This is a genomic window from Arthrobacter cryoconiti, from assembly GCF_020905375.1.
In the GTDB taxonomy this organism is placed as follows: domain Bacteria; phylum Actinomycetota; class Actinomycetes; order Actinomycetales; family Micrococcaceae; genus Specibacter; species Specibacter cryoconiti.
On record NZ_JAJJBU010000003.1, the window covers coordinates 308,703 to 325,907 of the forward strand.

Here is a 17,205-nt window from a genome sequence, read left to right on the forward strand (position 1 = left end):
GGGTGTACGGCGTTCCGCAATTTTTGATCGCTGAAGACTTACTGTGCCAACTCATCTGTGAACGGAGCCTTGATGGCTATGACGACCGCGGGCCCTGCGCTGGGGCCCACACCCGAACAATTACAATCAGTGCGTGAAACGTTGAAGTCGCCCCGACGCCTCAAAACCGAGGTACTCGCAGGCCTTGTCGTGGCCATGGCATTGATTCCTGAAGCAATCGCTTTTTCGATCATCGCCGGTGTAGATCCCCGGGTGGGCCTGTTCGCGGCCTTCACCATGGCGGTCACGATTTCCTTCGTCGGGGGGCGGCCCGCCATGATCTCCGCTGCCACCGGCGCCGTCGCACTGGTCATTGCGCCACTCATGAAAAGCCATGGTCTGGACTACCTCATTGCAGCCGTTATTTTGGCAGGAGTCTTCCAGATTGTGCTCGGCCTGCTCGGTGTGGCCAAATTGATGAGATTCGTGCCCCGATCAGTCATGGTCGGATTTGTGAATGCCTTGGCCATTTTGATTTTTATAGCCCAAGTTCCAGAATTGTTGGGTGTTCCTTGGATGGTTTATCCACTAGCCGGCGTTGGTCTGCTTATTATCTTCGGCCTGCCGCGGCTCAGCAAAGCAGTGCCGGCACCCCTCGTTGCCATCGTTGTGCTCACCTTGGTCACAGTCCTTGGTGCCATAGCTGTTCCTACCGTGGGAGATAAAGGACAGCTTCCCGACAGTCTTCCGACGTTGCTGATGCCTAATGTGCCGCTTTCCTTGGATACGCTGGCGATTATTTTCCCTTTTTCGCTGGCCATGGCGTTCGTTGGCTTACTCGAGTCCATGATGACCGCGAAATTGGTTGATGACATCACTGACACCCGCTCTCACAAAACAAGGGAAGCTTGGGGACAAGGCGTGGCGAACATCGTCACCGGGTTCTTTGGCGGCATGGGCGGTTGCGCGATGATCGGCCAGACCATGATCAACGTCAAAGCATCGGGTGGACGCACCCGGATTTCCACGTTCTTGGCCGGAGTCTTCTTGCTGGTCCTAGTGGTCGCCTTGGGCCCGGTGGTCGCCGTAATACCGATGGCCGCACTCGTGGCGGTCATGATCTTCGTATCCATCGCCACCTTCGACTGGCATAGCATCCGGCCTTCGACTCTAAAGATCATGCCCAAGAGCGAAACCACAGTCATGCTCGCCACGGTGATCGTCGTCGTGGCCACCCACAACCTGGCCATCGGCGTCGGCGTTGGCGTGCTGGTGGCGTTGGTACTGTTCGCCCGGCGAGTTGCGCATTTGGTCACGGTAGAGCGCACTCTCACAGAAGAGAATGGTGAACCGTTAGCCACCTATACGGTCACAGGAGAACTATTTTTTGCGTCCTCCAATGACCTCTACACCCAATTTGACTACGCATTGGATCCCCCACGCGTGAGGATCGACATGCACGCATCCCACCTATGGGATGCTTCCACTGTGGCCTCATTGGATGCGATAGTGGAAAAATACCGCAGGCACGGAACCACGGTTGACGTCCTAGGGCTTAACGCGGCAAGCGCTCAAATGCGTAATCGGCTAGGTGGCAAGCTAGGCGCGGGGCACTAAACTCAGGGCTGCTTACCGTTGATTAGCGCTGATCAGGGCAATAACGCGGCAGACTAAATTGCACTGTGGTGCCGACCCCGCGTTCGCTTTTGAGCGAGATGGTTCCGCCGTGCAGTTCCACGATCGCCTTGGTGATGAGCAAGCCCAGGCCAAGACCAGGGATTGCGGACTTAGCAACTGAACCGGCACGGAAGAACTTTGTGAAGGCTTCGGCCGCTTCGGCGTCATTCATGCCCATGCCTGTATCCGCTACTGAGCACACCACTTGATTCCCGCTCTCCCAGGCACTCACCCTGACGCTGCCTCCGTTGGGGGAATACTTGATGGCGTTGGAGATCAAATTATCTAAAACCTGCCCGATCCGCCCGGCATCCGCTGTCACTTGAAGTTCTTTGGACATCAGGTTCTCTAGTGTCACACCGTTCTCGGTGGCTGCCGGGGCTGCCGCGGCGAGGCTGTGGGCCACCAAGGGGCCCAGATCGGCGCAGGCGAGCTTGAGCGTCATGGACTGTGCAGAGAGCAGATCGGTCACTAAGCCAAGGAGTCTTTCGGCATTGCGCTCAATGATCTGAAGGGATTTGACGGCGTGTTCCGAGCGCGCCACGTCGTCGTCTTCTAAGAGCAACCCTGTGAAGCCAAGAATGGATGTTAGCGGCGTGCGAAATTCGTGGGAGATATTAGCCACGAAGTCGTCTTTCGCTGCAAGGGCCGCGACCATCTCGGTAACGTCCTGGAAGGCCACTACTGAGCCGTAAAAGGCGCCGTCAGTGTCCATCATGGGACGCGCCGTGGCGGAAAGAGCACGCCCGTTCTCAGGTGTTCCAACCCAAACCAGGACATCGGAGAAAGACTCTCCCCTGACTGCGCGATATACAGGACGGGCATTTTGGGCTAGAAGTGTTTTCTTATCCGGGCTAAAGACCAGCAAGTCTTTTGCGCTCGGATCATACTTTTTTACTGGCGAGGCTAAGGTATGAAATATTCGCTGCCGGCGATTGACCACAAGATCGTTTCCTGCGGCATCGATGGCGACTAGTCCCACATTGACCGTGTTGACCACGGTATTGAGTAGTGCCTCGCCTCTTTGGCTGTCTTTAAGCATGGTGCGCAGCTGCGCGTCTTTTGCCCGCAAGACTAAGCGTTGACTGTCCATGCTGTGGGTCATGATGGTGACAGTGATGGCGAATGCCAGCATCATGACGGGAAAGACTAGGGGCTTGGCCAACATATCCAGGGACACCGCGCCAGGAGCGGACACGATGGGAATCCAGACCATCGCCAAGATCACGGCAGAGCAGGCCGCAACTGACCGCTTTCGGGCTACCGCCGAGGTGCAGATCCAAAAGACAGGAAATAGTGCCAACAGTCCGGTAGACGCCACGGAATCGATGCTGCCTTGGCGCAACAATGCCACACCTGCGAAGTCCAGGTAAGGGATAAGGAGTGTGGTGGCATGAGAGAACTTCTCCCAGGGGACAAACAGACACGCTGCCAGCAAAACTGCCTGTGCCCAAAGTCCTGAAACAAAAAGCGGGTTAGTGAACGTGGCTGGGTAAAAAACAGCCGTAAGAACCATGATCAGGATAATGCTGATGGTCAGGGGCAGTTGCCGCAAGAACACCTTAGTTCTTGGCGAATAGAGATGGAAATCGCGAAACAATTGATTATTCGCCATGATGGTTCCAGGTCCTTACCCATTCAAATTACGCTATGCCGCGTCCAGCATAGGCAGAAACAAAGAAAAACGTTGGCTCACCCGGCCGCAATCGACAGCCTTTTCGGAAGCGTCGATTCTATGCTGGCCCCGGCAGGCCGCTAGTCTTGAAGTTATCGGACCGGAACTTGTTCTTCGCTTCGAGGGGTGGCCGGTATGTTGGGAGGTAACGAAAATGGACGATCATCGAGTGGCCGTTGTCATTGAAGACGACCTCGACATCCGTGAATTGATCCAGATGATCTTGGAACAGTCAGGGTTCGAGGTCATCGCCCGCGGGCGCGGGGTCCAAGGAGTGGAAGCAGTACGCGAACATAACCCCGCCATTATTATGCTCGATCTTGGCCTGCCTGATATAGACGGCTTTGAAGTGGCCAGACGGGTGCGTCTTTTTAGTGACGCGTACATCATCATGCTCACAGCACGCGCCGACGAACTCGACACTCTCATGGGTCTAGAAGCTGGAGCCGATGACTATGTCACGAAGCCGTTCCGACCCAGAGAACTGCGCGCGCGCATCAATGCCATGCTTCGACGGCCACGGCAAGGAAGCCGTGAAGCAACAAAGGCCACCGCTGCAACGTCGCTAAGAGTTGCCCGGCTGGGAGAGCCGGCACTGGGAACGGCAACTCCGAAGAATGAGGAGGGAACGGGGATCATGGCGGGAAGTTCGACGCCGGAGAACGCCGACTCCGAGAAGCTCGTCTCGATGATTCCGACGGCCGAGCGTAGGGCGGATCCAGTTCCCAGCGATACGTCGATGACGGCTGGGAAAGGTAGCGAAGTTCGCTGGCGCGAAGGCGACGTGGACCGGCGTCTTTCCGCAAGTTCGGAGACTGAACGTGTGCTCACACACCGAGGCCTAGTCATGAACGTCGGTATGCGAACACTCATGGTGAAGGATAATCCGGTAGAACTAACCCGTACCGAATTCGACCTGCTGTTTGCATTAATGGATAACTGCCGGCTGGTTCGCACCAAAGCTGATCTAGTGCGGTTGCTGCGAGGGGATGACTACGAATCGTCCTCTTATACCAGTGACGCAGACGAGCGAACGATTGAGGTCCACATGGCTAATTTGCGCCGAAAACTCGGTGACGAAGCAAAAGCGCCGATCTGGATCAAAACGGTACGCGGAGTGGGCTACCGGATCGCAGTGTAGTTCGGCGCTGACCGTTAGCTAAGAATTGGCTCGCTTGTCAGATGCCCTGCAACGACGCACCCCGGCAGCACAAAGCTCACAGTCGTTCCCACGCCACGCTCGCTGTCGACGTGGAGGGTGCCACCATGCTTGGCGATGATGGTTTTGGAAATCATCAGCCCCAGTCCTATGCCCGGAATGGAGCGCTGGACGGCGGAACGAGCTCGGAAGAACTTGGTGAACAAGCCCAGCTGTTCTTCACTGGACATGCCTAGGCCGGTGTCTTGAATCTGAGCGTGCAAGTCCACTCCGTCCGGCCAGGCACGTACCGTCACGGTCCCGCCGTCGGGGGAATACTTGACAGCATTGGAGATCAGGTTATCCAGCACCTGACCTATCCGCTCGGCGTCGACTGCGGCTTCGAAACCATCACTCACCTCGGCGTGCAGCGTCACTTTGTTTGCTGTGGCCTCGGGGGCGGCAGTGGCCAAGGCATTGGTGATTAGTTGAGCCACGTCGGCGCAGGCCGGGTTCACAGTCACCGTGTCAGCGCTGAGCAAATCCGCGGCAAGTGAGCTGAGTCGATTAGTATTCCGAACGGCAATGGCGAGGTATTTTTGCACATCGGGAGGGAGGCTCGCCGATTCCTCCAGTGCCAGGTCCAAGTAGCCCTGAATGGATGTCAGCGGTGTGCGGAATTCGTGGGAAACCCGTGCGACAAATGAGTCTTTGGCTGAAAGCGCATTCATGATCTCTGTGACGTCGTGAAAAGCGATGACGGCCCCGGCAAAATGGCCCTCCTGGTCGAGCAACGGTCGCCCTGCTGTTGAGAGCGCTCGGGCGTGTTCGCCCGTGCCGAGCCAGACCTGATAGTTAGTAAAGGTCTCGCCCATGATGGCTCGGTGAACCGGGCGGGCCTCGGCGGACAGGGGGGTGACGGCGTCGACCCCAAAAACGAGGAGCTCGGGTTCCGTGGGGTCGGGAATATCCGCTGGTATCGCGAGCTTGTGCAGGTCCTTCTGCGTGGCATTCATCAGCCGATCGTTCCCGTGGGCGTCCACGACGACGACTCCCACAGCTACGGCGTCCAACACCGCTTCTAGGAGCTGGCCGTGCGTCTGGCTGGCAGCCAGTGCCGCCCGAAGTTCGATGTCCTTGCGCTCCAACGCCCTACGCTGGCTATCTCTGCTGATGGTGCCCATGACCACTGTAACGGCGAATCCCATCATGATCAGGGGGAAGAGCAGCGGTCTAGCCAGCTCCTCGGTGGTAAATCCGTCTGGTTCCATGAGCACCGGAACCCACACGGTGATCAAGGCACCTACCCCGCTGACGATAACGGCGGTTCTCCGGGCAAAACCGGATGACGCCAGCCAAAACACCGGAAAAAAGACCATGAGCCCCACGGCGGTGAGGAATTGAACGTTGCCAGCGCGGAATAGTCCTACAGCCAAAAAATCCAGATAGGGAATCACCAAAAACGCCCCGCGCGGCATCCGATCCCACGGAACGGCAAAGGAGGCTACTAGCAAGAGCACATTGAGAGCCAACCCCGCCATAAATAGTGGATGCTGGAATGACTGTGGATAAAAAGTCCCAGCAATTGCCGTACACACGCCAGCAGCCAAAGTAATGGGCAATTGATTCAGGAAAACACGGCGGCGCAAAGTGGTGTCCGCAATGAAATATTGGGACAGTCTCGTCTTGACCGATGTGCGGATCATTCGGGTCCATCCTTGTGCGTCGATGCCGAGACTTTTATGGCGTCCTAGTCCCGGTCTGACTATCCCGTGGACCCCATGGGCCTACTTGTTGAAACTACCCGAACCGGAAACTTTATGGTTGGGGGCAACGCCGTCCAAAATAAACTAGAGAAAGAGGAGAAGCAGCTATATTGATGATGTCATACTGGAGGAAGTCTCAGAACGAAGATTTCGCCGATTCTCAGTGCAGTAGCGGCTTGTAAGTGCAGGGGCTGCTTGTAAAAGCAGTAGCTGTGGGAATGTATAAATAGCGAAGTGGGGATGACATGGAGCATGCACGGGTTGCCGTCGTAATCGAAGACGACCAAGATATTCGGGAATTGCTCACCATGATTTTGGGTCAGTCTGGCTACGTCGTCCACTCGGCTGCAATGGGCGTGGACGGTGTGAGCCTCGTGCGTGAGCACGACCCCGACCTCATCACCGTTGATGTAGGTCTGCCGGACATAGACGGATTTGTTGTCACCGAGCGGATCCGCTCCTTCAGCGACAGCCATATCATCATGTTGACAGCCCGCACTGGTGTGTTGGACTCAATCACTGGCCGGGAGGCGGGGGCCAATGAATACCTGGCCAAACCGTTCCATCCACGAGAACTTCGCGCGCGCGTTGACGCGCTTTTTCAGGGAATAGTTCCTGAAGGCACAGAGACAGGAACCAGCGCGGCGTCCAAAGCCTAAAAAGGTTCCGGGACCGCCACCTACATGAGGCGCTGCGAGCACTCTGGGTCCGTTTTGCGCCCACTGCTCTGCGCCCACTGCCCAGCGCCCACTGCCAAGAAGGCTTGTGGTGTCCTGCCTAAGAGGTCAGGGGCGTGCTGGGTCAGCTAGCGTGTTGGACGTAACGTTCAGTGAGCTCGGCAATAGTTTCCTGGCCGCACTGCCCTACACCGACCATCGCAGCGCGAGCCTGCTCCTGCCGTTCTTGGTTAAGCATTTCCACTAAGTCCCCGGACATCTGGCCCAGCCTGTCGGCACCAACCATCACGCTGGAGGAAAAGAGGCTGAGCGCTGATTCCTTTGCTTCATCCCATTGTCCTGCCGACAAGGCCTCACATAGACGGGCATAGCGCAAAGGCCACATTTCCACGTATCGGCCTACAAAACCCCGAGATAGTGCCGTCTGACCGTCGAGTGATTCCTCGAGGGCAGCTAAAGAATCCATTGAAACCAAAGGAAGAGAACGGTAGCTCATCGACGTTCCGCCCCTCTGATGGTGTGGAATAGATCTACCCGGCCTGATGCCAGGATGTCATACTCGAACAATACTACGCCTTTGAAGAGGGTGGAAAGGGAGTCTCAGGAACAGATGGCCATGCAGCGCGCCAGGGAACCTCGAGGAGGCTTGCCACTAGGGCGGCGTTGATTCCCGGTGCAGGGACAGGCCGGCTGAAATAATAGCCTTGGCCACTGTCGCAGCCTAAAGCGGCCAGCATGGCTGCTTGCTCGCCAGTTTCAATACCCTCAAAGGTGGCAGCCAGACTGCAGGACTTGACGAGTTGCAAGATGGCGGCGATGAACTCGCGTTCGGCGGGCGCGGCAATGTCTGAACTGAGCAACGACTTATCCAGTTTTACCCCATCCACGGGGAGCGTGCGCAGGTAGCTGATAGAGGAATATCCCGTGCCAAAGTCGTCAATGGCCAATCCCACACCCAGCTGTCGCAGACCCCTAAAGGAATAGAGGTCCCACTCGTTGCCGGTGACCATTGAATACTCGGTGATCTCAAGCACCAGGTTTGCGGGCTCTATGCCTTCCTCCGACAAGATGCGCTGGACGTCGTCGAGCAGTTCAGGGCGCTGAAGCTGTGTTGCAGAAATATTTACTTGCACGCTGAAGCGGGGATCCAGCACCACCGTCTCGCGCCACCGTCTAAGTTGAGCCAGCGCCGTTTGCAAAACCCAGACCGCCAAGGGCGCCATTGCCCCTATTTCTTCGGCCAGATCAATGAACTCGTCGGGCATCAGCAGTCCCCTGCGGGGATGTTGCCACCTAACGAGCGCCTCCACGCCGACGAGCTCGCCAGTCTTCAGCGCTACGACCGGCTGGTAATACAACACCATTTCATCGTTTGAGATGGCAGCCTGAAGCTCGGCGGCTAGGACGCTGCGTACTTGCCGAGAGTTCAGTAAGTCACGGCTGAACAAGACCACACTTGCGTTGGCTTCATTCTTGGCAGCGTACATGGCCGTGTCGGCGTACAGGATTAAATCCACAGCGGAGTCGTCCTGTTTGGGGATGGCGATCCCTATGCTGACGGCAACCGAAATTTCAGTCTCTTCAACGGTCGCAGGACGCGCCAAGGCTGCCACAATTTCTTCGCCCACTTTCCGGGCGTTGGAAGCGGACGTGTTCTGAAGAACAATCGCGAACTCATCCCCGCCTAGCCGCGCCACAGTGTCTTCCTTCCGGACCGAGGCACGCAGACGCTCTGCCACGATTTTCAAGACGGCGTCCCCGGCGCCATGCCCCAGGGTGTCGTTGATTCCTTTGAAGGAATCTAGGTCAAGTAGTAGCAGCGCGGGTGCCCCCCGGCTCCCTGCCGTGGCAAGACTGGACTCAAGTGCCGTTTCCAAAGCGGTCCGGTTGCGCAGCTGAGTCAGTGGATCCGTCAAGGCCATCAACTCCATCTTGCGGAACGCTTCCATCAGCATGGCCGTTCTGTTCTTCACCCGAGTCTCCAGCTCGCCTTGAGCCGTTAGCAGTTCCGCTGCCATTGAGTTGAAACCGACAATGACCGCGTCCAATTGGTCCCGCGCGTCGGAGACAGGCAGACGAGTCGTTAGATCGCCGCCGGCGATCTTCACGATGCCATCGACAAGGTCATTCAGGCGTGAGTCTAAGAGATCCGTGGACATCGAAGAATGATCCCAGCCGTTAACTTGCTCAGGGCTCGGATCCGACGAATTAGACAATCCCATCATTGGGCCTCCTTCCGAGAAGCAAGTGTGTCATGAATCCCTCTAGCGTTGCGGCCCCTCATAGAGATCACCGCGCGGCCACCCGACGACGGCGGTCGGTCCCGCCGCGTAGATCACGGTTCAGTCGGCGGTCGCCATGGTAAAGCACGGACTGCCAGTCCACTTCCTCGGCCGTTTTAGGCACCACGACCGGGACAGGTGCCGCACGCACGCGCGGCTTGACATATAGCCAGTTGAGAAAGCCCAGGCTGATGTCGACCACAGAATTCCCCAACCCGATGTAGGACCGGATGGCGATAGCGGCCAGGGTGGCATTGAGTGCAGCAAAGGTGGCGTTGCCCCAATTACCCACCGTGATGTCACGCCACAAAGTGAAAAGTGAGAAGGCCACGATGAGATAGGGAACCAGCACATATAGACCAGGAGCCGCGGTCCTGTTCTTGACCTTGGGTGTGCGGACAAAAGGAATCTTGTCCCCGGTGAAAGCCTGCTGGAGGGATTTCAAAACACCGGCAAGATTGACCGGTAGCAGAACTAGATTGAACCCATAGATGCGGAAGATGTCACTGAAACGGTGGCCACAGTCCCGCAAGTCGCTGCCCATGGCCAGAAAATACGGCAATGCCGCGACCAGTACCAGCGGGCTGAGCAAGCGGCTGTCATAGGGGTACGCCAGTAAGAAAAGCAAACCAAAACTGGCCCAGGCGATCGAGGACATGTAGTTGACCCGCAACAGCAGTTCTCTAAAGAGCACAGTTTCGCGGCGTTGGCGGCGCCGACGCACCTGCGTCCATAATTTGGGCAGGATGAGCAGACCCCCATTAGCCCAGCGTCGCCGCTGCACTACCAGGGAACCAAAGTCGGGGGGAGTGGCGCTGTAACTTAGCCGCTCGGGATAGTTGGAAAGCGTCCAGCCGTGTGTGCCCAGATCCACACTGGACTCGGTATCCTCAATCACTGTGCGGTCTTGGATATAGGTGCGGACTTCAAACCCGCCCACGGTTTCAATTTCGACGATGTCTTCCAGAGCCACCTTGCGGATCACCGCATTGGCACCCACCCAAAATGTTGCCCCGTAATACGTCATGCCCTGATGGAGAATGTGCTGGATGTCTGTACTGGCCCCGGCGATCCGCTCAATGCGTGTAGGTGCGCCACGGAAAGAAGAATACGGAGTCTGCGCCACGGCGACACGCTCGTTGCCTGCCGACTCGAGGAAGTAGACCAAGCGCAGGCAATAGTCACGTAACAGCAAGGAATCGGCGTCGAGCGTCAAAAGGTACGTGGTGTCCGGGGCAATCAAATCCCCAGCCTCTCCGGTGTCGTCCTCTTCGCGGCGGCGCAGCACCACGCTGCCATCGGTGATCTCACGCTGCCAACGCCCACCCATCAAGGAGATGTAGGCGTTGAGGTTCATGGCTTTATTGGCCTCATGAGAGAGGCTGGCATAGGCTTTGCGCTCAAAATATTCGGTCTTGGCGTTGAAAATCCAGGTGAGGCGGAGGTATAGCTGATCAACCCGGTTCCAGTCCGGCCCCGTCCGCTGAGCCTTGGCCGCACTAAGGGCCAAGAGGACCAGCCGCAGCTCCCTGGCCAAGCCCATCAGGACCAGGTCCACGAAAAATTCGTCGACGTGGTCCTCTACGTTTTCGGCTTCGGCCATGGTTTCTAGCCAGACGGCGGCATAGTCGTATTCCGCCGCAATTGCATCCACTTCGCCAGCAGACACCGGGCCGGTGCCGCAGGGACGTGCACGGAAAGCGGTCAGCGCGGCATTAGCCCGTGCCGCTGGAACGGCTAGTGCCTGAGAAATCTCCTGCGCCAAAGCTCGTGTGGCGTTGAGCCGTTCGAGCACCAGCGGGTCCGTGGGCGTGGGAGGGTCATCGATCAGCAAAACGACTTTCAGATCCGGGAACTCCTGAAGCGCAGCAGACCACAAAGTGCCCCGCGCGACGTTTACTTCTTCCGCATAGGAAGGAACCAGCACTGTAATACCGTCGTCGTAGCTGACAAAATGCCGATCCAGTTCGCCGCGGGGTACTCGCAAATGGTCTCTGAAGCGGTAAAGCGCTCCCTGCCGTGCCATCAGATACATCAGGGCCGAGAACGTCAGGAACGTCACTACAAGAACGTAGGAGACAGTTTCTAATTGGAAGCGAAACCCGGCGTTTGGGTTGTCGGCAAGCTGTCTGAGCACGGTGGTGACTACGTACAACACCCAAGCGACCATGGTGATCACGATGGACAGACGCCCCCAAGTGATCTTCCGGCCCGAGGGTTTGGGGTGGACTATCGAAAGGGGTTCCGATCGTTTCTCGGATCCCCACTGGCGGCGCGGGCCCTGTCTCCCTGAAAGCGAGGGCTCGCTCGTTTCCGCGTCAGCAAGTTCTTGCGCCGAGACGAGTATCTCAGACATCTTTTCCCCCGTGCACGAGTAGGAGCGCCTGCAAAGGCACTGTGAATTAGTGCCCGGCTAAAGTGTGAGACCAGTCACCGGCTTTGCTCAGTAAACCTATGATAGTGCAAGCCAGCTATAGGTGGGGGCAGGCTGGAGAAGCAGACTGCAGATCAGTTCGACTGGTTGTCCAACCACTCCTGTGCGAGCGTCGCCTGCAGGTTTAGCGCCCTGCCAATCACCGGCTCAGCCGCCGCGGCAATCTTAGCTCCGAGGAACGGAATGGAGGAGCTGACCTCCCCGGCTAGTTCTACTACTGTGCTTTCCCCTGAGGGGAGCAGCCGCTGTGTGGCATTGATGTTTACCGGGGCACCAGCAACGGTGAGTTTGATGACATTGGTCCGAGCGCCGTCGGACGCCGGAGCGCTCCAGGACTCCTCCTGGGTAAGAGTCAGCGAGGCGCCAAGAAACTTCTGCGCAATGTCCGGCATGCGAGTGGTGGGCAGAGTCCGTACCGTTTTAGTCGTGAACGCTCCGGTGGTGACGCCGTCGCTTGCAAAGGACTTCAGTTCCCCTCCCACCATATGGCTCACATGCTTGACGAAGTCTTCATTGGCAAAGACGTCGGTGACGCGCTGTGCGGTTGCGGACAAGGTGGTCGAGGCGGCAAGTGCCATGGTTCCTCCAGGGGCTGCGTCGAAAATAAGCGGCAAGCCAGATTACCGCGGGCAGATTTCAGGATACAGTGCTGGCGGCATAGTGACTTGGCAGCGTTCGCGCGCACGACGCCGGCCCGGAGTAAGATTGTTGGCACCCCGGCCTTCCTTTGCGAATTCCGGGCTTTCGTGTTGTCCAGAGGCTGGTTTTTGCGAGCCAACGTAAGGAAATGATCCGCTGTGAGTCTTGAAGGTCTGCGCCTTGCCCTGTCCGAGGACCCCATCTTTGCCAGGATCCGGGGCTATGCTGCGCTCGACCCCGCCCAGCGTACCCAGGACCTAGAAGTCAGTGCACCCTCCGGCATGCGGGCAGTCCTTCTGGCCGAACTGGCGGACGGGTTGGCCGATGCGGGGGAGCTCGGCGGGCGGACCGGCGTCGTACTGGCTGTGACGGCCACCGGACGCGAGGCTGAAGATACCGTGGCTGCGCTGCGCTCCTACCTTCCCGATGCGTCAGTGGCGGAGTTCCCCAGCTGGGAGACTTTGCCGCACGAGCGCCTCTCACCACGGTCGGACACTGTGGGCCGAAGACTGTCAGTGCTACGCCGACTTGCCCACCCCGAGTTCGACGCCGGTACCCAACTTCGCGTGGTCGTGGCACCCATCCGTGCCGTAGTTCAGCCCATCGTGGCAGGACTGGGCGAATTGGTGCCGGTGCGCGTGAGCGTCGGCGACGAGGTTGGCTTCACCGAGTTAGTGAAACAACTGGCGGACGCCGCCTACGCCCGCGTTGACATGGTCACCCACCGCGGCGAGTTTGCTGTGCGTGGAGGTATTCTGGACGTTTTTCCGCCCACTGAAAACCATCCTCTCAGGATTGAATTCTTCGGCGACGAGGTGGAAGCGATGCGATGGTTCTCCATTGCTGACCAGCGTTCGCTGTCTTCCGTCAAAGGGGAAGTTGGGCACCCGACGGAGCTCTACGCCCCACCGTGCCGTGAAATCCTCATCACGCCCACGGTTATGGGCCGGGCAGCGAAGCTCAAAAACGAGATGCCTGCCGCTGCCGCCATGCTGGAAAAGATTGCCGGGGGCATTGCTGTTGAGGGAATGGAATCCCTCGCGCCAGCCCTCGTGGACGGCATGGTGGCGCTGACATCCCTGTTCCCGAGTGGATCAGTGGCAGTTCTGCTAGAACCGGAGAAAATTCGAGCCCGCGCCCATGACCTGGAATCGACGAACGAGGAATTCTTGGAGGCGGCCTGGTCCACAGCGTCAGACGGTGGAACGGCACCATTGGATCTGGCCTCCGGTGTACCAGGCGGCGTTGACTTAGCTGCTGCCTCCTTCAAATCCCTTTCCGAAACCCGCAGCGTTGCCCTGGATGAAGGTATGGGATGGTGGTCTATCAATTCGCTCACTTCCGACGATGATCTACTCCCGGACGTGGGCACAATAAATCTGCATGCACGTGAACCGCGCGGCTACCGCGGTGACGTGGCGGAAATGATGGAGTTCATAGGCTCACGTGTCAAGGAACAATGGCGCGTAGTGGTGGCCACCGACGGGCCAGGCCCAGCCCAACGCCTGGCTGAGCTCTTCCACGAAGCCAACATCCCGGCGTCGCGCGTGGAAAGCCTGACGGAGAAGCCAACACCTGGCATCATCGAGGTGACCACGGCGGATGTGGGGCGCGGCTTTGTGCTGGATTCACTGAAGCTGGGCTTGTTGACGGAGGCTGATCTGTTGGGGAGGGCCTCAGCGGTTTCCACCAAAGACATGCGCAAGATGCCTTCCAAGCGCAAGAACGTCGTGGACCCGTTGCAACTTCACTCCGGGGATTATGTGGTTCACGAGCAGCACGGTGTGGGCCGGTTTATTGAACTTGTCCAACGGAAAGTGGCCGGCGGGAGTGGATCTACCGGGATGCGCGAGTATTTGGTGCTGGAATATGCGCCATCCAAGCGTGGTGCTCCCGGGGACAGGCTGTTCGTGCCAACGGACCAGCTGGACCAGGTGACTGCTTACGTCGGCGGAGACGCGCCGTCGCTGTCCAAAATGGGTGGCTCAGACTGGGCTGCCACCAAGGGTAGGGCGCGCAAGGCCGTCAAAGAGATTGCCGGGGAGCTAATCCGCTTGTATTCAGCACGCATGGCCAGCCGTGGACATGCGTTTGGGCCCGACACGCCGTGGCAAGCCGAGCTGGAAGAGGCTTTCCCGTATGTGGAGACACCCGATCAGCTGACAGCCATCAACGAGGTCAAAGCTGACATGGAGAAAGAAATTCCCATGGATCGTCTCATCTCCGGCGACGTCGGGTACGGGAAGACCGAAATTGCTGTCCGGGCTGCGTTTAAGGCTGTCCAGGATGGCAAACAGGTGGCGGTCTTGGTACCCACCACGCTGCTGGCACAACAACATTATGAGACGTTCAACGAGCGTTTTTCTGGTTTCCCCGTCCGGGTCCGCCCGCTTTCGCGCTTCCAGAGTGCCAAGGAATCCAAGGAGATCGTCGAAGGTGTGCGGACGGGGTCCGTGGATGTGGTGATAGGCACCCACCGCCTGCTCTCGGCCGACTTTGCGTTCAAAGACTTGGGCCTGGTGATTGTGGATGAGGAACAGCGTTTTGGCGTGGAACATAAGGAAGCGTTGAAGAAAATGCGCACCAATGTGGACGTTCTGGCCATGAGTGCCACACCCATTCCGCGCACCTTAGAGATGTCGATGACAGGAATCCGCGAAACCTCTACCCTGGCCACACCACCGGAAGAACGCCACCCGGTTCTCACGTATGTGGGCGGCTACACGGACAAACAGGTGGGAGCTGCAATCCGTCGTGAGCTCATGCGCGAAGGACAAGTGTTTTACGTACACAACCGGGTTAAATCGATTGAACGCACGGCAGCCCACATTCAGCAGCTAGTCCCGGATGCCCGCGTGGCCGTTGCGCATGGGCAGATGTCAGAGTCCCGGCTGGAACAGATCATCGTCGACTTCTGGGAAAAGCGCTTCGATGTCTTGGTGTGTACCACCATCATTGAGACCGGACTGGACATCTCTAACGCCAATACACTCATTGTGGAGCAAGCCAACAATTACGGACTCTCCCAGCTGCACCAGTTGCGGGGCCGTGTGGGGCGCGGACGCGAGCGTGCGTACGCCTACTTCCTGTATCCGGCCGACGTCCCACTGGGAGAGGTAGCGCTGGAGCGACTTAAGGCGGTGGCAGCCCACAATGAACTTGGCGCCGGGATGGCCTTGGCTATGAAAGATCTGGAGATTCGTGGGGCCGGCAACCTACTGGGCGGGGAGCAATCTGGGCATATCCAAGGTGTCGGCTTTGACTTGTACATCCGATTGGTGGGCGAGGCTGTGGCCGAATATCGTGGCGACGGCGAGGAGCGGGTGGCGGAGATGAAAATTGAGCTCCCCGTCAACGCTCATCTGCCCCATGACTATGTGCCGGGGGAGCGGCTGCGATTGGAAGCGTACCGCAAGCTTGCGGCGGCAGTGACACTTGTCCAGATCGAGGATGTGGTGGCTGAACTGGTGGACCGCTACGGGGAACTGCCACCGGCTGCGAAGAACTTGATTGCTGTGGCCAGTTTCAAGGTCCATGCACGCACTGCCGGGCTAACTGATGTGGCGCTGGCTGGCAACTTCATCAAGTTCGCCCCAGCGGATCTACCGGAGTCTAAGGTTATGCGTCTGAACCGGATGTACCCGGGATCCTTGGTGAAGCCGGCGTTGAATGCGATTCTGATCCCCAAGCCGAAGACGGCAAGAATTGGCGGCCGTGATCTTGCCGACGCCGAGGTTCTCACGTGGGCGGAGGGTGTGCTGGAAGCTATCTTCGAGGTAGTGGCCTAGCCCAAAAAACTGGCCCGCAGTAACTGTCCGAAAACCCCGGATTTTCCGGGATTTTCGACAGTTACTGCGGGCCAGTTGGGTGGTGGCTACTCTCCAGCGGAGTTTGAGCGACCGATCCACGTTAGCGGGATAACAAGGGAGAGGAAGATCAGACCGAATGCAATGCAGCCGGGAACGAAGGCATGTGCCGCTGATTCAAGGCTCCAGAAGGACATCGCATAAATACCGCCGACGAACAGGGCAAAGAAGATGACAAAGAGAACTATCGACTGCGTCAAATTGTTCTCGGGACGGTATTTGCCGTTCGACACGGTTCCTCCTAACCCCAAATGTGGGGTGCTTGCTGGTGGTGCCGGGTATTCCGGCGCTCTGATCTACCCATGATCCTAGTACGTTTTAGTATGCTGCCGTGCCTTCGGTGCCGCTGACAATGGCGATGCCGGAGCTGGTGCCGATGCGGGTTGCCCCGGCGGCAATCATCTCTTGCGCTTTTTCTAGGGTGCGGACGCCCCCAGATGCCTTCACTCCGATGTCTGGGCCCACGCTCTGACGCATCAAAGCAACGTCAGCTGCGGTGGCGCCGCCGCCGTTGAATCCGGTGGACGTTTTGACGAAATCGGCTCCGGCCTCAACGGCGGCCTGGCACGCCAATACCTTTTCAGCGTCGCTGAGCAGAGATGTTTCAATGATGACCTTCAGCAAGGAATCCTCACCATGAACGACTTGCGCCACCGCTGAAATATCCGAGACGAGCACGTCCTTCTCCAAGGCGCGGGCCGCCGCGATGTTGATGACCATGTCTACCTCGTCGGCGCCATCCATGGTGGCGCCACGGGCCTCAAAAACCTTCACGTCGGTGTTGCTGGCACCCAGCGGGAAACCAATGACTGCGCAGGTAAGGACGCCGGTGCCACGCAGAGCCAGCTTGGCGGTCTCCACCCACAAAGGGTTCACGCAGACGGCTTTGAAATGGTGTTCAGCGGCCTCCTTGCACAGTTGAAGGATCTCAGCCCTGGATGCCTCCGGCTTGAGCAGAGTGTGGTCGATGTACCCTGCTAGCCCGTGGTTGGTGTCCTGGGTGAGGGATGTTGCTTTCGGCGACATTGATGTGGCCTTCCTATAGGTTCCTTACTCCATGGTGTCATAGAGG

The 17,205-nt window shown here is 58.1% G+C and carries 12 protein-coding genes; 4 read left to right on the forward strand and 8 right to left on the reverse strand.

Annotation, left to right across the window (positions count from 1 at the left end; translation table 11 throughout):
* The first annotated feature begins 72 nt into the window (after positions 1-72).
* Positions 73-1,596: a SulP family inorganic anion transporter gene (locus LOH53_RS01635; RefSeq protein WP_230065966.1), complete on the forward strand. Its 1,524-nt coding sequence runs from the start codon at positions 73-75 to the stop codon at positions 1,594-1,596.
* 22 nt (positions 1,597-1,618) lie between these two features.
* Here the strand turns inward: LOH53_RS01635 and LOH53_RS01640 are convergent, their stop codons facing one another.
* A complete protein-coding gene (locus tag LOH53_RS01640; protein ID WP_230065967.1) occupies positions 1,619-3,271 on the reverse strand; it encodes a sensor histidine kinase in 1,653 nt (550 codons plus the stop codon).
* 214 nt (positions 3,272-3,485) lie between these two features.
* Here LOH53_RS01640 and LOH53_RS01645 point away from each other — a divergent pair, with 214 nt between their 5' ends.
* Positions 3,486-4,472, forward strand: coding sequence for a response regulator transcription factor (locus tag LOH53_RS01645; protein WP_230065968.1), 987 nt, complete (start codon positions 3,486-3,488; stop codon positions 4,470-4,472).
* 14 nt (positions 4,473-4,486) lie between these two features.
* Here LOH53_RS01645 and LOH53_RS01650 read toward each other — a convergent pair whose 3' ends face one another.
* Positions 4,487-6,175 carry a sensor histidine kinase gene (locus LOH53_RS01650; protein ID WP_230065969.1) on the reverse strand — a complete coding sequence of 563 codons (1,689 nt, stop codon included), beginning with the start codon at positions 6,173-6,175 and terminating at the stop codon, positions 4,487-4,489.
* 305 nt (positions 6,176-6,480) lie between these two features.
* On the opposite strand from LOH53_RS01650, the gene LOH53_RS01655 reads away from it, so the two are divergent.
* Positions 6,481-6,894: a response regulator transcription factor gene (locus LOH53_RS01655; protein ID WP_230065970.1), complete on the forward strand. Its 414-nt coding sequence runs from the start codon at positions 6,481-6,483 to the stop codon at positions 6,892-6,894.
* A 142-nt stretch (positions 6,895-7,036) separates the two neighbouring features.
* On the opposite strand, the gene LOH53_RS01660 is transcribed toward LOH53_RS01655, so the two are convergent.
* From LOH53_RS01660 to LOH53_RS01675, 4 genes are all read right to left on the reverse strand, one after another.
* Positions 7,037-7,378 carry a hypothetical protein gene (locus tag LOH53_RS01660; protein WP_230065971.1) on the reverse strand — a complete coding sequence of 114 codons (342 nt, stop codon included), beginning with the start codon at positions 7,376-7,378 and terminating at the stop codon, positions 7,037-7,039.
* Between the two features lie 103 nt (positions 7,379-7,481).
* Positions 7,482-9,137: a bifunctional diguanylate cyclase/phosphodiesterase gene (locus tag LOH53_RS01665; RefSeq protein WP_230065972.1), complete on the reverse strand. Its 1,656-nt coding sequence runs from the start codon at positions 9,135-9,137 to the stop codon at positions 7,482-7,484.
* A 64-nt stretch (positions 9,138-9,201) separates the two neighbouring features.
* A complete protein-coding gene (locus LOH53_RS01670; RefSeq protein WP_230065973.1) occupies positions 9,202-11,550 on the reverse strand; it encodes a glycosyltransferase family 2 protein in 2,349 nt (782 codons plus the stop codon).
* A 152-nt stretch (positions 11,551-11,702) separates the two neighbouring features.
* Entirely contained in the window at positions 11,703-12,206 is a 504-nt protein-coding gene (locus LOH53_RS01675; protein ID WP_230065974.1) for a DUF2505 domain-containing protein, read from the reverse strand.
* A gap of 219 nt (positions 12,207-12,425) precedes the next feature.
* On the opposite strand from LOH53_RS01675, the gene mfd reads away from it, so the two are divergent.
* Positions 12,426-16,055 (forward strand): transcription-repair coupling factor, encoded by a 3,630-nt coding sequence (mfd, locus tag LOH53_RS01680; protein ID WP_230065975.1) that lies wholly within the window; start codon positions 12,426-12,428, stop codon positions 16,053-16,055.
* Positions 16,056-16,141: 86 nt separating this feature from the next.
* Here the strand turns inward: mfd and LOH53_RS01685 are convergent, their stop codons facing one another.
* Together LOH53_RS01685 and deoC are read right to left on the reverse strand one after the other, a co-directional pair.
* Positions 16,142-16,366, reverse strand: a complete 225-nt coding sequence (locus LOH53_RS01685) for a hypothetical protein (RefSeq protein WP_230065976.1) — start codon at positions 16,364-16,366, stop codon at positions 16,142-16,144.
* A gap of 85 nt (positions 16,367-16,451) precedes the next feature.
* The gene (gene deoC / locus LOH53_RS01690) at positions 16,452-17,159 is read right to left on the reverse strand and encodes a deoxyribose-phosphate aldolase (RefSeq protein ID WP_230065977.1); all 708 of its coding nucleotides are present in this window, start codon (positions 17,157-17,159) and stop codon (positions 16,452-16,454) included.
* Positions 17,160-17,205 lie beyond the last annotated feature (46 nt).